The 19,428-nt window shown below is 68.8% G+C and carries 22 protein-coding genes; 5 read left to right on the forward strand and 17 right to left on the reverse strand.

The genetic code is table 11. The features are described from left to right. On the forward strand, window positions 1-255 hold the full coding sequence (locus tag OG322_RS13790; RefSeq protein ID WP_266411194.1) for a DUF7660 family protein: 255 nt from the start codon (window positions 1-3) through the stop codon (window positions 253-255). 174 nt (window positions 256-429) lie between these two features. On the opposite strand, the gene OG322_RS13795 is transcribed toward OG322_RS13790, so the two are convergent. The 3 genes from OG322_RS13795 to OG322_RS13805 form a co-directional block, all read right to left on the reverse strand. Continuing rightward, entirely contained in the window at window positions 430-843 is a 414-nt protein-coding gene (locus tag OG322_RS13795) for a VOC family protein (protein ID WP_123461083.1), read from the reverse strand. A 48-nt stretch (window positions 844-891) separates the two neighbouring features. Beyond that, window positions 892-1,284: a helix-turn-helix domain-containing protein gene (locus OG322_RS13800; RefSeq protein ID WP_185095364.1), complete on the reverse strand. Its 393-nt coding sequence runs from the start codon at window positions 1,282-1,284 to the stop codon at window positions 892-894. 132 nt (window positions 1,285-1,416) lie between these two features. Further along, on the reverse strand, window positions 1,417-2,229 hold the full coding sequence (locus OG322_RS13805; RefSeq protein ID WP_260146773.1) for a hypothetical protein: 813 nt from the start codon (window positions 2,227-2,229) through the stop codon (window positions 1,417-1,419). A 212-nt stretch (window positions 2,230-2,441) separates the two neighbouring features. Here OG322_RS13805 and coaA point away from each other — a divergent pair, with 212 nt between their 5' ends. Further along, complete coding sequence (coaA, locus tag OG322_RS13810) at window positions 2,442-3,437, forward strand: type I pantothenate kinase (RefSeq protein WP_123461081.1); 996 nt, start codon at window positions 2,442-2,444, stop codon at window positions 3,435-3,437. 28 nt (window positions 3,438-3,465) lie between these two features. Beyond that, on the forward strand, window positions 3,466-4,437 hold the full coding sequence (locus OG322_RS13815; protein ID WP_123461080.1) for a DUF389 domain-containing protein: 972 nt from the start codon (window positions 3,466-3,468) through the stop codon (window positions 4,435-4,437). Window positions 4,438-4,525: 88 nt separating this feature from the next. On the opposite strand, the gene glmM is transcribed toward OG322_RS13815, so the two are convergent. The 4 genes from glmM to OG322_RS13835 form a co-directional block, all read right to left on the reverse strand. Beyond that, window positions 4,526-5,884: a phosphoglucosamine mutase gene (glmM, locus tag OG322_RS13820; protein WP_123461079.1), complete on the reverse strand. Its 1,359-nt coding sequence runs from the start codon at window positions 5,882-5,884 to the stop codon at window positions 4,526-4,528. A 166-nt stretch (window positions 5,885-6,050) separates the two neighbouring features. After that, window positions 6,051-6,587, reverse strand: a complete 537-nt coding sequence (rpsI, locus tag OG322_RS13825; RefSeq protein WP_123461078.1) for a 30S ribosomal protein S9 — start codon at window positions 6,585-6,587, stop codon at window positions 6,051-6,053. Window positions 6,588-6,631: 44 nt separating this feature from the next. Further along, complete coding sequence (gene rplM, locus OG322_RS13830) at window positions 6,632-7,075, reverse strand: 50S ribosomal protein L13 (RefSeq protein WP_031096418.1); 444 nt, start codon at window positions 7,073-7,075, stop codon at window positions 6,632-6,634. Window positions 7,076-7,301: 226 nt separating this feature from the next. Next, the gene (locus OG322_RS13835) at window positions 7,302-8,921 is read right to left on the reverse strand and encodes an ABC-F family ATP-binding cassette domain-containing protein (RefSeq protein WP_124284793.1); all 1,620 of its coding nucleotides are present in this window, start codon (window positions 8,919-8,921) and stop codon (window positions 7,302-7,304) included. A gap of 67 nt (window positions 8,922-8,988) precedes the next feature. Here OG322_RS13835 and OG322_RS13840 point away from each other — a divergent pair, with 67 nt between their 5' ends. Further along, entirely contained in the window at window positions 8,989-9,843 is an 855-nt protein-coding gene (locus OG322_RS13840; RefSeq protein WP_123461076.1) for a hypothetical protein, read from the forward strand. A gap of 94 nt (window positions 9,844-9,937) precedes the next feature. After that, window positions 9,938-11,800, forward strand: a complete 1,863-nt coding sequence (locus OG322_RS13845; RefSeq protein WP_329306475.1) for a DUF4034 domain-containing protein — start codon at window positions 9,938-9,940, stop codon at window positions 11,798-11,800. A 22-nt stretch (window positions 11,801-11,822) separates the two neighbouring features. Here the strand turns inward: OG322_RS13845 and truA are convergent, their stop codons facing one another. The 10 genes from truA to secY form a co-directional block, all read right to left on the reverse strand. Continuing rightward, entirely contained in the window at window positions 11,823-12,677 is an 855-nt protein-coding gene (gene truA / locus OG322_RS13850) for a tRNA pseudouridine(38-40) synthase TruA (RefSeq protein ID WP_123461074.1), read from the reverse strand. Between the two features lie 88 nt (window positions 12,678-12,765). Continuing rightward, window positions 12,766-13,269 (reverse strand): 50S ribosomal protein L17, encoded by a 504-nt coding sequence (rplQ, locus tag OG322_RS13855; protein ID WP_123461073.1) that lies wholly within the window; start codon window positions 13,267-13,269, stop codon window positions 12,766-12,768. A 236-nt stretch (window positions 13,270-13,505) separates the two neighbouring features. Then, window positions 13,506-14,528, reverse strand: coding sequence for a DNA-directed RNA polymerase subunit alpha (locus OG322_RS13860; RefSeq protein ID WP_024491600.1), 1,023 nt, complete (start codon window positions 14,526-14,528; stop codon window positions 13,506-13,508). Window positions 14,529-14,666: 138 nt separating this feature from the next. Further along, window positions 14,667-15,071, reverse strand: coding sequence for a 30S ribosomal protein S11 (gene rpsK / locus OG322_RS13865; protein ID WP_003956432.1), 405 nt, complete (start codon window positions 15,069-15,071; stop codon window positions 14,667-14,669). Between the two features lie 105 nt (window positions 15,072-15,176). Then, window positions 15,177-15,557 carry a 30S ribosomal protein S13 gene (gene rpsM / locus OG322_RS13870; protein WP_014047799.1) on the reverse strand — a complete coding sequence of 127 codons (381 nt, stop codon included), beginning with the start codon at window positions 15,555-15,557 and terminating at the stop codon, window positions 15,177-15,179. Between the two features lie 194 nt (window positions 15,558-15,751). Then, a complete protein-coding gene (rpmJ, locus tag OG322_RS13875; RefSeq protein ID WP_003956441.1) occupies window positions 15,752-15,865 on the reverse strand; it encodes a 50S ribosomal protein L36 in 114 nt (37 codons plus the stop codon). A 60-nt stretch (window positions 15,866-15,925) separates the two neighbouring features. Continuing rightward, on the reverse strand, window positions 15,926-16,147 hold the full coding sequence (gene infA, locus OG322_RS13880) for a translation initiation factor IF-1 (protein WP_003956442.1): 222 nt from the start codon (window positions 16,145-16,147) through the stop codon (window positions 15,926-15,928). Window positions 16,148-16,347: 200 nt separating this feature from the next. After that, complete coding sequence (map, locus tag OG322_RS13885; RefSeq protein WP_123461072.1) at window positions 16,348-17,184, reverse strand: type I methionyl aminopeptidase; 837 nt, start codon at window positions 17,182-17,184, stop codon at window positions 16,348-16,350. 127 nt (window positions 17,185-17,311) lie between these two features. Further along, the gene (locus tag OG322_RS13890) at window positions 17,312-17,971 is read right to left on the reverse strand and encodes an adenylate kinase (RefSeq protein WP_123461071.1); all 660 of its coding nucleotides are present in this window, start codon (window positions 17,969-17,971) and stop codon (window positions 17,312-17,314) included. Then, window positions 17,971-19,290: a preprotein translocase subunit SecY gene (gene secY / locus OG322_RS13895; RefSeq protein ID WP_123461070.1), complete on the reverse strand. Its 1,320-nt coding sequence runs from the start codon at window positions 19,288-19,290 to the stop codon at window positions 17,971-17,973. The genes OG322_RS13890 and secY overlap by 1 nt, the downstream gene beginning before the upstream one ends. Between the last annotated feature and the right edge of the window lie 138 nt (window positions 19,291-19,428).

The raw sequence follows: 19,428 nt of genomic DNA on the forward strand, positions 1-19,428 counted from the left end.
ATGGAAATTTCCGACGGGGCAGGAAACATTCAGCGTCGCGATGATCTTGTCAGTTTCCTGCGTTCAGCCGCCGACGACTTGTCAAGGAATCCAGAAGGCTGGGAGAACAGCTCCCTTGAGAGCTTCCTGGCTTCATGGGCTGCCTGGCTGGACGATATGCCGGGATGGTGCGAGAATCAAGGTATTCCTGTACCAGAGCAGCCGGACTGGCAGCTGATTGCTCATATGGTTATGGCCGCTCGGGTCTACGAGTGAAATTACCCCTTCATCCGCATCAAGCGATGAAGATACCGGCAGGGTCGCGGGAATCTTTCAGTCGAATAATGCGGGGTATCCCTTTTCATTTTGAGGGTGTGCGCTGTCACCCCTGCACCCCATGGCCTGGCGGGCGGGCACCCCTGGGCGGGCCCTGGCCGCCCGCCCAGGGCGCTACGCGGTCTTCAGCTGGGTGAAGCGGAGGCGGTTGCCGAACGGGTCGCGGAGGCCGCAGTCGATTCCGTACTCACGGTCGGTGGGCTCCTCGGTGAACTCGACGCCCTTGGCGAGCAGCGTCTCGTACGTCTTGCGGCAGTCGTCCGTGGTGAGGATGAGCCAGCCGCCCATCGCGCCCTTGGTCACCAGTTCGCGTACCTGCTCCGCCGTCTCCTCCGACATCGCGGGAGCCCCCGGCCTCTCCAGCAGGATCTGGCGTTCCGGGTGGCCGGGGACGCTGACGGCGAGCCAGCGCATGAAGCCCATGTCGACATCGGCGGCGACCTCCAGGCCGAGCTTGCCGACGTAGAAGTCGAGGGCCTGGTCCTGGTCGAGGACGTACATCTGCGAGTGCGTGATTGCGTTGAACATGTGCTCAACGCTAAGGGGCCGGCCGCGGGAAAACTTATCCAGAACTGCTCAGTCGCTCGGCCTCGTCCATGCCATCGTGAAGCACGTGGGGACGCCCGTGGGCGCGGCTTCCTTGCGGTACGTCCTCGGTGAGCGGCCGACGATGTCGCTGAAGGTACGGCTGAAGGTGCCCGTGCTGCCGAAGCCGACCTCGAAGCAGATGTCCGTCACGCTGTGGTCGGTCTCCCGCAGCAGGAACATCGCGCGCTCCACCCGGCGGCGTTGCAGGTAGCGGTGGGGCGTCTCGCCGAACGTGGCACGGAAGGTGCGCGAGAAGTGCGCCGGGGAGACGTGCGCGATGCGCGCCAGGGCGGGTACGTCCAGCGGCTGCGCGTAGGTGCGGTCCATCGCGTCCCGGGCCCGGAGCATCCGGCGGTTCGACTCTTCTGCGGCGCGGCTCACACCGCCATCACACCACGCCCGCCCCCGCTCACCCCCAGGCGCGGTCCGGGGACCGCAGCCGGTCGCCGTCGCGGGCTCTCGCGGTGGCGGTACGGGGCAGTCGCACGGCCCCGTACCGCCCGGCGGGTCCGCTCAGTTCACATCGACGTAGTCGACGGGGGAGGTGGCGGCGCCCGTGGTGGACCAGCCGCCGAAGCTCCAGCGCCAGTAGCCGTCGACGGATGCCTTGACGGTGGTCTTCAGCGCGCCCGTGGAGCTCGACGTCACCGTCTTGACCGTGGTGTAGGCGGAGCTGCCCTTCTTGCGGAACTGCAGCTTGACCGTCGCCGCGGCAACGCCCGTGTACGTGTGCTTCGCCCAGTCGGCGCGCTTGAGGCTGCCCGTCACGGTGAGCGTCTTGCCCTTCTTCACCGGCTCCGGGGAGGCGTTGACCGTCGCCTTCGCCCACCGCCTGATCTGCACACCACCCGGAGCGGTCGTGAACTGCTCGGTCTTGAGGTGGTCGTCGGCCGTCCAGAGCTGTGTCGCGACGCCGATCTTCCAGGTCGTGGCGTCCTTGGTCGATTTCAGGCGGTAGCGGGGATCGATGTACAACGTGCCTTCGCAGTCCGAGATCCGGGCGGTTGTCTCGTAGCAGGTGTAGATCCCCTGGAAGCCGTTCCTCTCCCATTCCTTCGCGGCGGTGCCGCCGTGGTAGAGGTAGGGATACACGTCCCACGCGGCGGGCTTGGCCGTGCTGAGGCCGGCGGGGAGGTGGATCCGGAAGGTGATCCGTGGCTCCTTCACATCCGTCGTGCCCACGACTACGGGCTTGCCGCCGTTCACGACGATCTCCGTCACCGTGATCCCGGTGCCGGCTGCCTGCGCCGTCGGAGCCGTGAACGCCGAGAGGACGAGGGCCCCCGCGAGTGCGGTCACGGCGCCGGTTCTGCTGCCTGTCTTCACGCGTACCTCGTTGATTCTGCTGGGTAAGGGCTGTGGATCCGCCTGCCCGGACCGTCACCGGCCGATCGGCGGAGCGGCAGGCTACCAGCGGCCCGGCCGGGCGCTCCGGGCAGGGCGATCATGGAAATCCCCCGAACCCGCAACGGTCCCGCCCGTGCCCACGTGACCGACTCCACCCCCCACTCCGTTCGAACTCCCGCAACAATGAACCTGTGATCACTTCGCCGACACGGAGCACGAACCGACGCGCCGAGCACGCCGCGACGCCGTACGTCGACCTCTCCCGAGCGGAGTGGAGCGCCCTGCGCGACAAGACGCCGCTGCCGCTGACCGCCGAGGAGGTGGAACGGCTGCGCGGGCTCGGGGACGTCATCGACCTGGACGAGGTGCGCGACGTCTATCTGCCGCTCTCCCGGCTCCTCAACCTGTACGTGCAGGCCACCTCCGGGCTGCGCGGCGCGCTGAACACCTTCCTCGGGGACGCGGGCAACGGGCACGGCGCGCAGCGCGGCACCCCGTTCGTCATAGGGGTCGCGGGCAGCGTCGCGGTCGGCAAGTCGACCAGCGCCCGTATCCTCCAGGCGCTGCTGGCCCGCTGGCCGGAGCACCCGCGGGTGGAGCTGGTGACCACGGACGGGTTCCTGCTGCCGATGAAGGAGCTCCACGCGCGCGGGCTGATGTCGCGCAAGGGTTTCCCCGAGTCCTACGACCGGCGCGCCCTCACCCGTTTCGTCGCCGACATCAAGGCGGGCAAGGACGAGGTGACGGCCCCCGTCTACTCGCACCTGATCTACGACATCGTGCCCGGCGAGCGGCTCACCGTACGGCGCCCGGACATCCTCATCGTCGAGGGGCTGAACGTGCTCCAGCCCGCGCTGCCCGGCAAGGACGGCCGGACCAGGGTCGGGCTCGCCGACTACTTCGACTTCAGTGTGTACGTGGACGCGCGGCCCGAGGACATCGAGACCTGGTACCTCAACCGCTTCCGCAAGCTGCGCGCGACGGCGTTCCAGGACCCGTCCTCGTACTTCCGCAAGTACACCCAGGTCTCCGAGGCGGAGGCGATGGAGTACGCGGCGACGATGTGGCGGACCATCAACAAGCCCAATCTGGTGGAGAATGTCGCGCCGACCCGGGGACGTGCCACCCTGGTGCTCCGCAAGGGCCCCGACCACAAGGTCCAGCGACTGTCCCTGCGCAAGCTCTGAGCCGCAGGACCCACCCGAGGAGCCCGTTGTGCTGCATCTGCGTCTGCTCGTCCCCGCCGAGCACACGGACGAGGTGACGAGCCTGTTGGAGCGAACCGTCGGCACCACCCATCTCGTGGTGCTGCCGGGGGTCGCGCGCGATCCGGTCGGTGACATGGTGCTGTGCGACGTGGCGCGCGAGGCGGGCGACGAGCTGATCGCGGCGCTGCGACGGCTCGGGGTCGACACGTACGGGTCGATCACCGTCGAGAACATGGACCTGACGCTCTCCACGCGCGCCGACCGGGCCGAGGAGGCCGCACCGGGTGAGGGCGCGGACGCGGTGCTGTGGGAAGAGCTGGTGGAGGCCACGCACGACGACTCGACGTTCAGCGTCACCTATGTGGCGTTCCTGGCCGTCGCGACGATGCTCGCCGCCTGCGGTGTGATGCTCGACAACGCGATCCTGATCGTGGGCGCGATGGCGGTGGGTCCTGAGTTCGGTCCGCTGGCCGGGATCTCCACGGCCCTGGTGCAGCGCGCCCCGCGCCTGGTGTGGCGCTCGCTGTGGGCGCTGATCGGCGGCTTCGCCGCGGCCATGGCGCTGACGGCCGGCTTCGCCTGGCTGATGGACGTCTTCGGGCTGTTCAACGTGGGGATGATCGAGGCGGACCGCCCCAATACGGCGTTCGTCTGGCAGCCGGACTGGATGTCGTTCGTGGTGGCGTTCCTGGCGGGCATCGCCGGGACGCTCTCCCTGACCTCGGCGAAGTCCGGGGCTCTGATCGGGGTCGCGATCTCGGTGACGACCGTGCCGGCGGCGGCCAACGCGGCGGTGGCCTTCAGCTACCGCGACTACAGCCAGATGACCGGCTCCGTGCAGCAGCTGCTGGCGAACCTCGGCGGCATCGTGCTCGCGGGGACGCTGACGCTGCTGGCGCAGAAGGCCCTGTGGCGGACGACGCGGCACCACCAGCGGGCAGCACACACGAGGCCGCCCGCTCGCAGCACGCAGGCGTAGGCAGGCGTGCTGGGAGCGGGCGGACGCGCGGGCGGGCGCAGGCAGCCGGGCGGCCGCGCGATGCACGCGCGACCGCCCGGCTCACCGCTCATCCCAGCGCGGACTTCACCACGTCGGCCAGCCGTCCGGCCACCGCGCGCGCCTGGTCGATGTCGGCCGCCTCGACCATGACCCGTACCAGCGGCTCCGTGCCCGACTGGCGCAGCAGCACCCGTCCGGTGACACCCAGCTCGCGCTCGGCGTCGGCAACGGCCGTGGCCAGCTCCGGGGAGGTGGCCACCCGGGACTTGTCGACGTCCGGCACGTTGATGAGCACCTGCGGCAGCCGCTCCATCACACCGGCCAGTTCGGCGAGCGTACGGCCGGTGGAGGCGACCCGTGCCGCCAGCATCAGGCCGGTCAGCGTGCCGTCGCCGGTCGTGGCGTGGTCCAGGACGATGACGTGGCCGGACTGCTCGCCGCCCAGGGCGTAGCCCTCGGCCTTCATCGACTCCAGTACGTAACGGTCGCCGACAGCGGTCTGGACGAGCTCGATGCCCTCCCGCTCCATGGCGATCTTGAAGCCGAGGTTCGACATCACGGTACCGACCACGGTGCCCTTGCGGAGCTGTCCGGCGTCCCGCATGGCGAGGGCGAGCACGGCCAGGATCTGGTCGCCGTCGATCTCCTCGCCCGCGCCGTCCACGGCCAGGCAGCGGTCGGCGTCGCCGTCGTGCGCGATGCCGAGGTCGGCGCCGTGCTCGACGACGGCGGCGCGCAGCAGCTCCAGGTGCGTGGAGCCGCAGCCGTCGTTGATGTTCAGGCCGTCCGGATCGGCGCCGATCGTGACGATCTCGGCCCCGGCGCGGGCGAACGCCTCGGGCGAGACGCGGGCGGCGGCGCCGTGCGCCTCGTCGAGCACGACCTTCAGTCCGTCGAGCCGGTTGGGCAGTACGCCGATGAGGTGAGCGACGTAGCGGTCGAAGCCCTCGGCGTAGTCGCTGATCCGGCCCACTCCGGCGCCGGTGGGACGGGCCCACGGTTCGCCGGTGCGGTGCTGCTCGTAGACCGTCTCGATGCGGTCCTCCAGCTCGTCGGCGAGCTTGTGGCCGCCGCGGGCGAAGAACTTGATCCCGTTGTCCGGCATGGCGTTGTGGCTGGCGGAGAGCATCACACCGATGTCGGCGCCCAGCGCACCGGTGAGGTACGCCACGGCGGGGGTGGGCAGCACACCGACGCGCAGGACGTCGACGCCCGCGCTGGCGAGGCCCGCCACCACGGCGGCCTCCAGGAACTCTCCGGAGGCGCGGGGGTCGCGGCCGACCACGGCCGTCGGCCGATGGCCCTCAAAAGTGCCCACCTCGCCCAGTACGTGCGCCGCAGCGACCGACAGGCCGAGCGCGAGCTCCGCCGTCAGGTCCGCATTGGCGACACCGCGCACGCCGTCCGTGCCGAAGAGTCGTCCCACTGGTGTCCTCCGAAGGTGCTCCGAAACGCAAAAAAATCAGACCAGGCATTCAACGAACATATGAACGTCTTATGCCGTTATATGCCCGAGACTGTCAATATACGAACGCCCCGGCAGCACGAGGTGTGCCGCCGGGGCGAACGTGTAACGCGGATGAGCAGGCGGTTTAGCGCTTGCTGTACTGCGGGGCCTTACGGGCCTTCTTGAGACCGGCCTTCTTGCGCTCGACCGCACGGTCGTCGCGGGAGAGGAAGCCGGCCTTCTTCAGCGTGGCGCGGTTGTTGTCCTCGTCCGCCTCGTTGAGCGAGCGGGCGACGCCGAGGCGCAGGGCGCCGGCCTGACCCGAGACGCCGCCACCCGAGATGCGGGCGATGACGTCGTAGCGGTTGTCGAGCTCGAGCACCTTGAAGGGCTCGTTGACTTCCTGCTGGTGCACCTTGTTGGGGAAGTAGTCCTCAAGGGTGCGACCGTTGATCTTCCACTTGCCGGTGCCCGGAACGATCCGGACGCGGGCGATGGCGTTCTTGCGACGGCCAAGGCCGGCCGCCGGCTGCGGGTCGCCGAAGCGGCCCACGAGCGACTCCGAGGTGTACTCGCCCTCGACGGGCACCTCGGACTCGAAGGTGGTCACCTCGGCGAAGGTCTCTTCGCCCTCGGTGACCTCGGTGCCCTCGACGGGCGTCTCTGCAGTGGTCTCGGCCACGATTCTCCTCAGATCTTTCTGTACGTCTTAGGGGGAGGCCGGAACTACTGCGCGACCTGGGTGATCTCGAACGGGACCGGCTGCTGCGCAGCGTGCGGGTGCTGGTCGCCCGCGTAGACCTTGAGCTTCGAGATCATCTGGCGACCCAGAGTGTTCTTGGGGATCATGCCCTTGATGGCCTTCTCGACAGCCTTCTCGGGGTTCTTCGAGAGCAGCTCGTCGTAGCGCACGGAGCGCAGACCGCCCGGGAACCCGGAGTGGCGGTACGCCATCTTCTGGGTCTTCTTGTTGCCGGAGAGGTGAACCTTCTCGGCGTTGATGATGATGACGAAGTCGCCCATGTCCATGTGGGGGGCGTAAATCGCCTTGTGCTTGCCTCGGAGGAGGTTCGCAGCCGTGGTGGCCAGACGGCCCAGGACGATGTCCTCGGCGTCAATGATGTGCCACTGGCGAGTGACATCGCCGGGCTTGGGGCTGTACGTACGCACTTCGTAGCCTTCGCTTCTTCAGTGGATGGGGTCCAGACACACGGCACCTCTGAAGCGATATGCAGCTGGGGCTCACAATGCCGGGAACGCTGCCCGTATGCGAGCCACTGGTAACTGCTCCAGAGAACCTACGTAAGGGCCCTTCGCGTGAGAACGACGAAGCCAATACGTATAACAGTCCTCGACACTACCCGCCCCGCCCCGGACGGGTCAAAACGCGTCGGCCCTACCGCGCCCGCTCCACCCGCCGCTCGTCCCAGACCGGCTCCGTCGTCTCCCGTACGACCCCGTCGGAGCCGAAGACCAGATACCGGTCGAAGGACTTCGCGAACCACCGGTCGTGCGTGACGGCCATCACCGTGCCGTCGTACACCTCAAGACCGTCCTGGAGCGCCTCGGCCGACTCCAGGTCCAGGTTGTCGGTCGGCTCGTCCAGCAGCAGCGCCGTCGTGCCCGCCAGCTCCAGGAGCAGGATCTGGAACCGGGCCTGCTGCCCGCCGGACAGCTTCTCGAAGGGCTGGTCCCCCTGCCGCTCCAGCTCGTACCGCCGCAGCACGGACATCGCACCGCCCCGGTCCTTGGCCTGCTCCGTCCACAGGATCTCGACGAGCGTCTTGCCGAGCAGCTCCGGGTGGGCGTGGGTCTGCGCGAAGTGGCCGGCCACCACCCTCGCCCCGAGCTTCCACTCCCCCGTGTGCGCCACCGGCTCGCCGGCCAGCAGCCGCAGGAAGTGCGACTTGCCCGACCCGTTCGAACCGAGGACGGCGACCCGCTCCCCGTAGAAGATCTCCAGGTCGAACGGCTTCATCAGCCCGGTCAGCTCCAGGTTCTTGCAGGTCACCGCCCGCATCCCGGTCCGGCCGCCGCGCAGCCGCATCCTGATGTCCTGCTCGCGCGGCGGCTCCGGCGGCGGGCCCGCGTCCTCGAACTTCTTGAAACGGGTCTGCATCGCGTGGTAGCGGTTCGCCATGTCGGGGCTGTTCGCCGCCTGCTGCCGCATCCGCAGGACGAGCGCCTTCAGCCGGGCGTGCTCCTCCTCCCAGCGCCGCAGCAGCTCCTCGAAGCGGGCGAAACGCTCCTTGCGGGCCTGGTGGTACGTGGCGAATCCGCCACCGTGCACCCATACGTCGCTGCCGGCCGCGCTGGGCTCCACGCTGACGATCTTCTCGGCGGCCCGGGACAGCAGCTCCCGGTCGTGCGAGACGAAGAGGACCGTCTTACGGGTCTCCCTCAGCTTCTCCTCCAGCCACCGCTTGCCGGGGACGTCCAGATAGTTGTCCGGCTCGTCCAGCAGCAGCACCTCGTCGGGGCCGCGCAGCAGCGCCTCCAGCACCAGCCGCTTCTGCTCGCCACCGGAGAGCGTGCGCACCTCGCGCCACTGCGCCTTCTCGTACGGGACGCCGAGCGCCGCCGTCGTGCACATGTCCCAGACGGTCTCGGCCTCGTACCCGCGCGCCTCCGCCCAGTCGCTCAGCGCCTGCGCGTACGCCATCTGCGCGGCCTCGTCGTCGACGGTGAGGATCTTCTCCTCGGCCAGGTCGACGGCCTGCGCGGCCTCGCGGATACGGGGCTGGGCGACGGACACCAGCAGGTCACGCACCGTGCGCTCGTCGCGCACCGAGCCGACGAACTGCTGCATCACCCCGAGCCCGCCGCTCACCGAGACCGAGCCGCCGTGCGGCTGGAGCTCCCCGGCGAGCAGCCGCAGCAGCGTGGTCTTCCCGGCGCCGTTCGCCCCGACGAGGGCGACCACCGCCCCGTCCGCCACACGGAACGAAGCATCGCCGAGCAGCACCCGCCCGTCCGGTAGGTAGTACTCCAGATGACCTGCTTCAAGATGTCCCATGCACAGCATTGTCACGGGCCGCGAAGCTCTGGCCCAACCGGATTACGCAGGGCCTAGGATTCGCGGCATGAGCTTTGGGCAAGGGGGGCCCTCCTGGGGGCCGGGCGACAACGGGACTCCGGACTGGGCGGCGATGGCCGAGCAGTCCGCGGCGCGGGCCAGGCGCAAGAGGTGGCTGATGATCGGCGGGGGCGCGGTGGCCACCGCCGCGGTCGCCGCGATCGTGGCCACCGCCGTCATCTCGACCAACAAGGACGACTCCGCCGCGTCCGCGGGGAAGAACGCGAGCCAGCTGCCGTCGGCGACCGACCTGCCGAGCGAGACGGCCCAGCCCGAGCCGTCCTTCTCCTCGGTTCAGCCGCCGCCCCCGCCGGACCCGAAGGACTACATATCCGATGCGAAGAAGGACCGGGCGCCCGTGGACGCCGACGCCTTCTTCCCCGGCAAGCAGCTGAAGATGGGCGACCGGGTCTACGCCAAGGGCGCCACGAACCGCACCGCGAAGTGTGCCGCGACCACCCAGGGCGCACTCGGCTCGATCCTCGCGAACAACGGCTGCGACCAGGTCATCCGGGCCACGTACAGCCGCAGCGGCGTGGCCGTGACCATCGGACTGGCGGTCTTCGAGACCGAGGCCCAGGCCAAGAAGGCCGCCCAGCAGGCCTCCGGCGGCATCGCGTCGCTGAGCGGCTCGGGCGTGCCGACCTTCTGCCGGGGCGGCGCCGTCTGCCGCCGTACGGCCAACTCCTACGGCCGGTACGCCTACTTCACGGTCGGCGGCTTCACCAGTGGCAAGAGCGTCACCAAGGCCGACCGGAACGTGTTCGCCGTCGGCGACGACCTGACGGACTTCACGTTCCGGCAGATCCGCCACCGCGGCGAGGTCCAGGCCTCGGCGGCCGCCACGGCCCCCGCCACCTGACCCCGGACGCGGCCGCCCCCGGTCGCGTCCCCGCCCGTCCCTCCGTCAGCCACTCCGTTCAGTCAACTCTTCCGGATGCGGGGGATCCGCCGCTGTGCGCCTTGCCTTCCTGCTCGCGTTCCTGCGCGTCGTACGCCACCGCGACGCGATCGGCACCGACCTCGCGCCCGACGAGGCCGTGGCCCTCGACGCCCCGGACGCCCCGCTGCGCGCCGCCGTCGCCGCGGCGGTGGCCGGCGACCACGCACCGGCCCGGGAGCTCCTCGCCTCGACCCGGACGCACGCCCAGTGGGAGCGCAGGGACGCGTGCGTGAGCCGGCTGGCCCGGACCGCGCTGCACCACGACGGCTGGCTGGAGAACTGGACACAGGAGTCGCCCGGGGACCCGGACGCGATCCTCGTCGTCGCCGACTTCCAGCTCCACCAGGCCTGGGAGATACGGACGGACGCCGGCGCCGAGGACGTGGAACGCGACCGGTTCCAGGCCTTCTTCGCGCTCCTGGAGGACGCCGTACCGGTGATCGGCGCCGCGGCCGAGCTGAACCCCGCCGACCCGGTCCCGTGGCGCATCGCCCTCACGCACGCCCGCTCCATCCAGGCCCCGCGCGAGGTCTTCGACGCGTATCTCGCCGAGGCGCGGGCCCGCGACCCGCACCACTTCGGCTGCCACGAGCAGGCCCTGGAGTACCTGTGCGCCACGTGGTACGGCTCGCACGAGGAGATGTTCCGGTACGCGGAGCGGGTGGCGGACTCGGCCCCGCCCGGCTCGAAGCTGCACGCGCTGCCGCTCCGGGCGGCGCTGGAGTACCGGCTGTCCGAGCAGGACGAGCCCGACGGCCCCGACCCGTACGGCCCCGAGACCGAGGCGGCCCTCGCCCGGGCCCTGGGCCTCTCCGGCAGCTACGCGGCGGGCGACCCCGAGGCGGCCGGCTTCCGCAACGAGCTGGCCCTGCTGCTGATCATGGCGGACCGGCCGGCCGAGGCCCTCGACGCGTTCCGGGCCATCGGGGTACACGCCACCGAGTTCCCGTGGGCCCGGCTCGGCGACCCCCTCACCGAGTTCCTCGACGCCCGCTCGGACGTCCGGCTCGACCTCGCCTCGCAGATCCCGTTCTTCGGCCGCCCGCCCGAGCCGCCCACCGGCACCCCGGACTGGGCGGAGCTGGCCCCGCGTGCGGTCGCGATCGTGCCCGCTCCCCCGGCGGAGGTCGCCCAGGCCGCACTGCTCTGCGGCTACTCCCTGCGCACGGCCCCGGCCGGTGAGGGCTCCAGCTACGTCGAGGTGGTCCCGGAAGCCGTCCGCAGCCGACGCGCCGCGCTCCTCCCGGAGGAGCCCCTGACCTCGGCGGCCGAGACCTTCACGACCGGTGAGAGCTGGCCTGCCCTGGTCCTGCACCGCGCTCCGGGACGCAGCAGCATCACCGCCCTCCACCAGGGCAAGCTGCTCGCCGCGCACACCTGGCTCACCGAGTCCCCCGCCCCCGACCACGCCGAGGTCCGGGCCACCGCGCAGAGCCTGGCGCACCTCTACCGGCGGGCCGACCCGCGCCCGCTGGCCCACATACTGCGCGCCACCGGCGACCCGGCCGGACACCAGGAGGACCTGGTGAAGGCCCTGGGCCTGCCCCCCGTACCACCGGGCTTCGGCGGGGAGACGCAGGTGCTCGGTGAGCTCCCGGGAGCCAGGGTGCTGGCCCGGCGCGGACTCCTGGCGGGGATGCGCGACACGATGTCCACGGGCGGCAGCGGCCATCCGCCGGAGCCCCGCCCCCCGCGCACACCCCGCTGGCTGCTGGTCCGGGCGCTGATGCTGCTGGTCCTCGCCGCGGCCGCCACCCTCGCCTGGTGGAGTCCGCAGATCGGCTGGGTGCGCTCCTCGCTGCTGAGCATCGCGGTGCTGCACGTGGCGGTCAGGCTCAGGGGCGCGGTGCGGCGGCGCAGACGCCCGACGGCCTGACCCGCCGTACGGGCCCCTCCGGTCAGCAGCAGCCGGCCCCCGGCAGGGTCCGCACGTTACGGGCCTCGACGGCCCGCGCCGCCAGCAACTCGTCGGCCGGGTAGGCGACTTCCTCCAGCGTCAGCCCGTGCGGCCGCACCACGTGCACCCCGGGATCCCGCACCCGGGCCGCCAGCACCTCGGCGGGCCACGCCGCCGGGCGCCGCCCGTCCCCGACGAACAGGGCCGCGCCGATCAGCGCCCGCACCATGTTGTGGCAGAACGCGTCGGCCTGCACGGTCGCCGTCATGACCCCGGTCGCCTCGTCCCGTACCCAACTCAGCTGCTGCAGCGTGCGGATGGTCGTCGCACCCTCGCGCTTCTTGCAGTACGCGGCGAAGTCGTGCTCCCCGGTCATCCGCGCCGCCGCCTCGTTCATCGCGTCGACGTCCAACGGCCGGTCGTGCCAGAGGACATGACCCCGCAGCAGCGGATCAACCCCGCCAGGCCGGTCCGCCACCCGGTAGGCGTACCGGCGCCACAGTGCCGAGAAGCGGGCGTTGAACCCGGCGGGCGCCTCCGCGATCCGCCACACCCGTACATCGGGCGCCATCCGTCCGGCCATCCGCCGCAGCAGCTTGTCCGCGTGCTCGGCCCACACCTCGGCCGGCAGGTCCACGTGCGCGACCTGGCCGCGGGCGTGCACCCCGGCATCGGTGCGCCCGGCCACGGTCAGGTCGTACGTCCGCGAGGACCGGGTCACGGTGCGCAGGGCGTCCTCGATCTCCCCCTGGACGGTCCGCCGGCTGGTCTGCTTCGCCCAGCCCGAGAAGTCCTTGCCGTCGTAGGCCAGGTCCAGCCGCACCCGTACGAAACCGGGCTCCACTACGTCACTCACCAGCGATCCTCTCAAGATCCGTACACAGCAGAACGGGCCCGCACCGCCCCGAAGGGTGATGCGGGCCCGTCCAGTGGTCTCAGAACGCTCAGGCGTCCTTGGACTCCGCGTCGGCCTCGGCCGGCTTGGCGTCCTCGACGGACTCGACCGGGGTCTCGTCCTTCTTGAGGGCGTCTTCCTTGACCGCACGCTTTGTGGCGGCCTCGGCCTCACCGGTGGCAGCCTGCGCCACGGTCAGGGCCTCGACCAGCTCGATGACGGCCATCGGGGCGTTGTCGCCACGACGGTTGCCGATCTTGGTGATACGGGTGTAACCACCGGGGCGGTTCTCGTACCGCGGGGCGATCTCGGTGAAGAGCGTGTGCACGATGCCCTTGTCCGTGATCGACTGCAGCACCAGGCGACGGTTGTGGATGTCGCCCTTCTTCGCCTTGGTGATGAAACGCTCGGCGACCGGACGCAGGCGGCGGGCCTTGGCCTCGGTCGTGGTGATGCGGCCGTGCTCGAACAGCGCCTTCGCGAGGTTGTTGAGAAGGTGCTTCTCGTGCGCAGCGCTGCCGCCCAGACGGGCGCCCTTGGCGGGCTGAGGCATGGTATTTCTCCTTGTGTGCTGCACCGGCCGTATCAGGTACCGGTGTCAGTTCCCGCGCGGCGGTCGCCACACGGAAGTCCAGGTACCGGACGGGCTCGAATACCAAGCCGTCCGGCGATTGAGGACACCTCTCCCGCGCCCGAGCCCGAAATTCAAGCCCGTCCGGCGATTGAGGACAAAACCCTCACCCGGTCGGGGCGCCCGTCACAAGGACGCGCACCCCAGCCGGAGGCGAATCAGTACTGCTCGGTCTCCACGAAACCCGCGTCCGCGTCGTCGTCCGCGCCGAACGCGTCCGCCGCGGCGGTGGGGTCGAAGCCGGGAGGCGAGTCCTTGAGCGCCAGGCCCATACCGGCCAGCTTCGCCTTGACCTCGTCGATCGACTTCGCACCGAAGTTGCGGATGTCGAGCAGGTCGGCCTCGGAACGCGCCACGAGCTCACCCACGGAGTGGATGCCCTCGCGCTTGAGGCAGTTGTACGAGCGGACCGTGAGCTCAAGCTCCTCGATCGGCAGCGCCAGATCGGCAGCGAGCGCCGCGTCCGTCGGCGACGGGCCCATGTCGATGCCCTCGGCGTCGATGTTGAGCTCGCGCGCCAGACCGAACAGCTCGACCAGGGTCTTACCGGCCGACGCCATGGCGTCACGGGGACGCATGGCCTGCTTGGTCTCGACGTCGACGATCAGCTTGTCGAAGTCGGTGCGCTGCTCGACACGGGTCGCCTCGACCTTGTACGTGACCTTGAGCACCGGCGAGTAGATGGAGTCGACCGGAATCCGGCCGATCTCCTGGCCCACCTGCTTGTTCTGGACGGCGGAGACGTAGCCGCGACCGCGCTCGACGGTCAGCTCCATCTCCAGCTTGCCCTTGCCGTTCAGCGTGGCCATGACGAGGTCCGGGTTGTGGACCTCGACACCGGCCGGCGGGGCGATGTCGGCAGCGGTGACCAGGCCGGGACCCTGCTTGCGCAGGTACATCACGACCGGCTCGTCGTGCTCCGAGGAGACGACCAGCTGCTTGATGTTGAGGATGAGGTCGGTGACGTCCTCCTTGACACCCGGCACGGTGGTGAACTCGTGCAGGACGCCGTCGATCCGGATGCTGGTGACAGCAGCGCCGGGGATCGAGGAGAGGAGCGTACGGCGAAGAGAGTTGCCGAGCGTGTAGCCGAAGCCCGGCTCCAGCGGCTCGATGACGAACCGCGAACGGAACTCGTCAACGACCTCTTCGGTCAGCGACGGACGCTGAGCGATAAGCATGGTGTGAATCCTTCAGTCGTGGGCGCCCACTATTTGACGCCCTACAGATGAAACAAGGATACGGGCGGCACACCCCCGTAGGGGGCATACCGCCCGTACCCACGCTACTGACGCACGGCCGTCACCGGCCGTTGCGAATCAGACGCGGCGACGCTTCGGCGGACGGCAGCCGTTGTGCGGCGTCGGGGTGACGTCCTGGATCGAACCGACCTCGAGGCCCGTGGCCTGGAGGGAGCGGATCGCGGTCTCGCGGCCGGAGCCCGGACCCTTCACGAAGACGTCGACCTTGCGCATGCCGTGCTCCTGCGCGCGGCGGGCGGCCGACTCGGCGGCCATCTGCGCGGCGAAGGGGGTGGACTTGCGCGAGCCCTTGAAGCCGACGTGGCCGGCGGAGGCCCAGGAGATCACGTTGCCCGAGGGGTCCGTGATCGAGACGATGGTGTTGTTGAACGTGCTCTTGATGTGCGCGTGGCCGTGAGCGACGTTCTTCTTTTCCTTGCGACGCACCTTCTTGGCTGCGCCCTGACGACCCTTGGGGGGCATGTCTTTACTCCAGATGGAGAGGGGAGGTGATCGGTCCTACAGCGAAGACCGCTGGATGCTGCGGATGCCCGGGAACCCGGACGTTCGCAGTGCGTCCGCTGAGGACTACTTCTTGCCCGGCTTCTTCTTACCGGCGATCGCGCGACGCGGGCCCTTGCGGGTACGCGCGTTCGTGCTGGTGCGCTGGCCGTGCACCGGCAGACCACGGCGGTGACGAATGCCCTGGTAGCAGCCGATCTCGATCTTGCGGCGAATGTCGCCCTGGATCTCGCGGCGGAGGTCACCCTCGGTGCGGAGGTTGGCGTCCACGTACTCGCGGATCTTGACCAGGTCCTCTTCGGCCAGGTCACGAACGCGGGTGTTCGGGTTCACGCCGGTGGTGGCGAGGATCTCCTTGGACCGGGTGCGCCCGATACCGAAGACGTAGGTGAGGGCAACCTCCACGCGCTTTTCGCGCGGGATGTCAACACCTGAAACGCGTGCCATTCAATGGCTCCAGTTGTCATTTCGGGGGTCTTCCGCAGCGCCACTCCCGACCGCCGACCTCTCGCTGGGAGAGGTGGTACGCCCGGGTCTCCGGCCCCCGCCGGAGGTGTCGTCAGCCGTGGCTTGGACGGGCACTGCGTATGTACGTTTACGTGCGTCGCGCGAAGTACTGCGAGATGCGAGGGGGTCGTGCGTCAGCCCTGGCGCTGCTTGTGGCGCAGGTTGTCGCAGATGACCATGACCCGACCGTGACGGCGGATCACCTTGCACTTGTCGCAGATCTTCTTGACGCTCGGCTTGACCTTCATGGGATGTCAGGTTCTCCGGGTCAGTGCCAGCACCCCGCCGAAGCGGGATGTGGGCAAGATCTACTTGTAGCGGTAGACGATCCGGCCACGCGTCAGGTCGTACGGGGAGAGCTCCACGACGACCCGGTCATCGGGAAGGATTCGGATGTAGTGCATCCGCATCTTCCCGCTGATGTGCGCGAGGACCTTGTGACCGTTCTGGAGCTCCACCTTGAACATGGCGTTCGGGAGAGACTCGATCACGGTGCCCTCAATTTCGATGGCACCTTGCTTCTTGGCCACGCTTCGCCTTTCGAATCGGCTACCTTGATCGGCTCTCCACACACGTGTGCAGACATACGGGCACACTGGTGCACGAGAGCCGACGAGTCAGTCTACGTCAGCGGACTCCAAAAGACGAATCCGTCAAGTTTGCCCACTGCCGGAGATCCTTAGACCTCCGGCCCGCCCCCAATCACCCTGGCGGCGGCGGTGCGGTTCATTCAGCCCAGCGGGTCCGGCGCCGCCTCCACGCCGTACTGCGCCAGCTTCTCGCGGCCGCAGTCCGGTGCGGTGAGCACCAGCGGGCCCTGCTCCGTGAGGGCGATGGAGTGCTCCCAGTGGGAGGACCAGCTGCCGTCGGTCGTGATGACGGTCCACTCGTCGGCGAGCACCTCGGTGCGCGCCGTGCCGAGGGAGACCATCGGCTCGATGGCCAGGCAGACACCGGGCACCAGCTTGATGCCCTTGCCCCGCTTGCGGGCGACATAGTTCAGCAGGTGCGGGTCCATGTGCATCTCGGTGCCGATGCCGTGGCCGCCGTAGTCCTCGACGATCCCGTACTTGCCGGTCGACGGGCGGGGCTGGCGGCGGATGTAGGACTCGATCGCCTTCGAGATGTCGACGAGGCGGTTGTTCACCTTCATCGCGGCGATGCCGGCCCACATCGACTCCTCGGTCACCCGGGACAGCTCGACGACCTCCGGAGCGTGACCGGTGCCGACGAAGGCCGTGTACGCGGCGTCGCCGTGCCAGCCGTCGATGATCGCGCCGGCGTCGATGGAGATGATGTCGCCGTCCTTGAGGACGGTCTTGTCGTCCGGGATGCCGTGGACGACGACCTCGTTGACCGAGGTGCAGATCGTCGCGGGGAATCCGCCGTAACCGAGGAAGTTCGACTTCGCGCCGTGGTCGGCGATCACCTTGCGGGCGACCTGGTCGAGGTCCTGCGTGGTGGCGCCGGGCACCGCGGCCTCTCGGGTGGCGGCGTGAATGGCAGCGACCACCAGCCCCGCCTCACGCATCTTCGCGATCTGCTCGGGGGTCTTGATCTGCACCATTGCGCGGCGCCTTTCTGCATGGACGGTTACGGGTGCGGCGTACTCCACGATACGGCGCAAACAGTCGGCCGCGGCGCCCATGGACGCCGCGGCCGACTGCACAAACACGTACTACGGGGATTCGCTCTCAGCCCTCGTCGGACTTCACAAGCGCCTCCATGGCCCGCTCGGTCACATCGGTGACCTTGCCGAGCGCGGAGATGGTGACCACCAGGTCCTGTTCCCTGTAGTAGTCGATGATCGGCTCGGTCTGCGTGTGGTAGACCTCGAGCCGGGTGCGGACCGTCTCTTCGCTGTCGTCGTCGCGCTGGTACAGCTCGCCGCCGCAGGTGTCGCAGACACCCTCGGTCTTCGGCGGGTTGTACGTCACGTGGAACACGTGCGCGCTGTCGTTGCGGCAGATACGGCGGCCCGCGATCCGCTTCACGACCTCGTCCTCGGGGACTTCGAGGTCGAGAACCGCGTCCAGCTTTACGCCCTCGTCCTTGAGCATCACATCAAGGGCTTCGGCCTGGCCCACGTTGCGCGGGAAGCCGTCGAGCAGGAAGCCGTTGACCGCGTCCGACTGGGACATCCGGTCCTTGGCCATCCCGATCGTGACCTCGTCCGGCACCAGCTGCCCCGCGTCCATGTAGGCGCGGGCCTGCTTGCCAAGGTCAGTGCCCTGGCTGATGTTGGCGCGGAAGAGGTCGCCCGTGGAGATGTGCGGAATCGACAGGTTCTTGGCAAGGTACGCAGCCTGCGTTCCCTTGCCGGCACCCGGCGGGCCGACGAGGACGATTCGCATCAGCGGAGGAACCCTTCGTAATTGCGCTGCTGGAGCTGACTCTCAATCTGCTTCACGGTTTCCAGACCCACACCCACGATGATGAGGATGCTCGTCCCGCCGAACGGGAAGTTCTGGTTGGCGCCACCGAAGCCTGCCAACGCCATCGTTGGCACAAGAGCGATCAGACCCAGGTACAGCGAGCCCGGCCAAGTGATCCTGTTGAGCACGTAGCTCAGGTACTCGGCAGTAGGTCGACCAGCCCGGATACCCGGGATGAAGCCACCATACTTCTTCATGTTGTCGGCGACTTCCTCGGGGTTGAACGAAATCGCCACGTAGAAGAAGGCGAAGAAGACGATCAACAGGAAGTACGCGGTGATGTAGTACGGGTGGTCGCCCTTGACGAAGTGGTCCTTGATCCAGGTCGCCCAGCCCGCTTGGGAGTTGGAGAACTGGACGATCAGGGCCGGGATGTAGAGCAGCGAAGAAGCGAAGATGACCGGAATCACACCCGCCTGATTGACCTTCAGCGGGATGTAGGTGGACGTGCCACCGTAAGACCTGCGGCCGATCATGCGCTTCGCGTACTGCACCGGGATACGGCGCTGGGCCTGCTCGACGAAGACCACGAGGGCCACCATCACGAAGCCGATCAGGATGACGGTGCCGAACTCGATCCAGCCGTCCGCGAGCTTGCCGCTCGTCTTGATGGCCCACAGGGCGCCGGGGAAGCTGGCGGCGATCGAGATGAACATCAGGATCGACATGCCGTTGCCGATGCCGCGGTCGGTGATGAGCTCACCGAGCCACATGACGGCGCAGGTGCCGGCGGTCATCGTGGTGACCATGACGATGGTCGTGAAAATCGAGTGGTTCGGGACGATCTGGTCGGCGACCGGGCAGCCGCTGAACAGTGCGCCACTGGTGGCCGTGGCCACCAGGCCGGTGCCCTGGAGGATGGCGAGCGCGACCGTCAGATAACGCGTGTACTGCGTGATCTTTGCCTGGCCGGACTGCCCCTCCTTCTTGAGCGCCTCTAGTCGGGGAATCACCACGGTCAGCAGCTGAAGAATGATGCTGGCCGTGATGTACGGCATGATGCCGAGCGCGAAGATCGTGATCTGCAGCAGTGCACCACCGCTGAACATGTTCACCAGGCCGAAGAGGCTGTTGTTGCCCTTGCTTGCCTGATCAACACAGGTCTGGACGTTCTCGTAGCTCACCCCGGGGACCGGGATATGCGCCCCGAGCCGGTAGAGCACGATGATGCCGAGCGTGAAGAACAGCTTCTTGCGCAGGTCGGGCGTCTTGAACGCCCGGGCGAACGCGGTGAGCACGGTGCCTCCTGCGACCCCCGCGCGATGCGTAGAGGTGACGGTCTTGAGGATTGACGAATACGTAACAGCCAAAGGTCCCCGGGCGACATGCGTCCAGGGCTTACCACAGCAACGGACGCCACCTTACCGGCGTACATG

It is taken from the genome of Streptomyces sp. NBC_01260 (genome assembly GCF_036226405.1).
GTDB classification, from domain to species: Bacteria; Actinomycetota; Actinomycetes; order Streptomycetales; family Streptomycetaceae; genus Streptomyces; species Streptomyces laculatispora.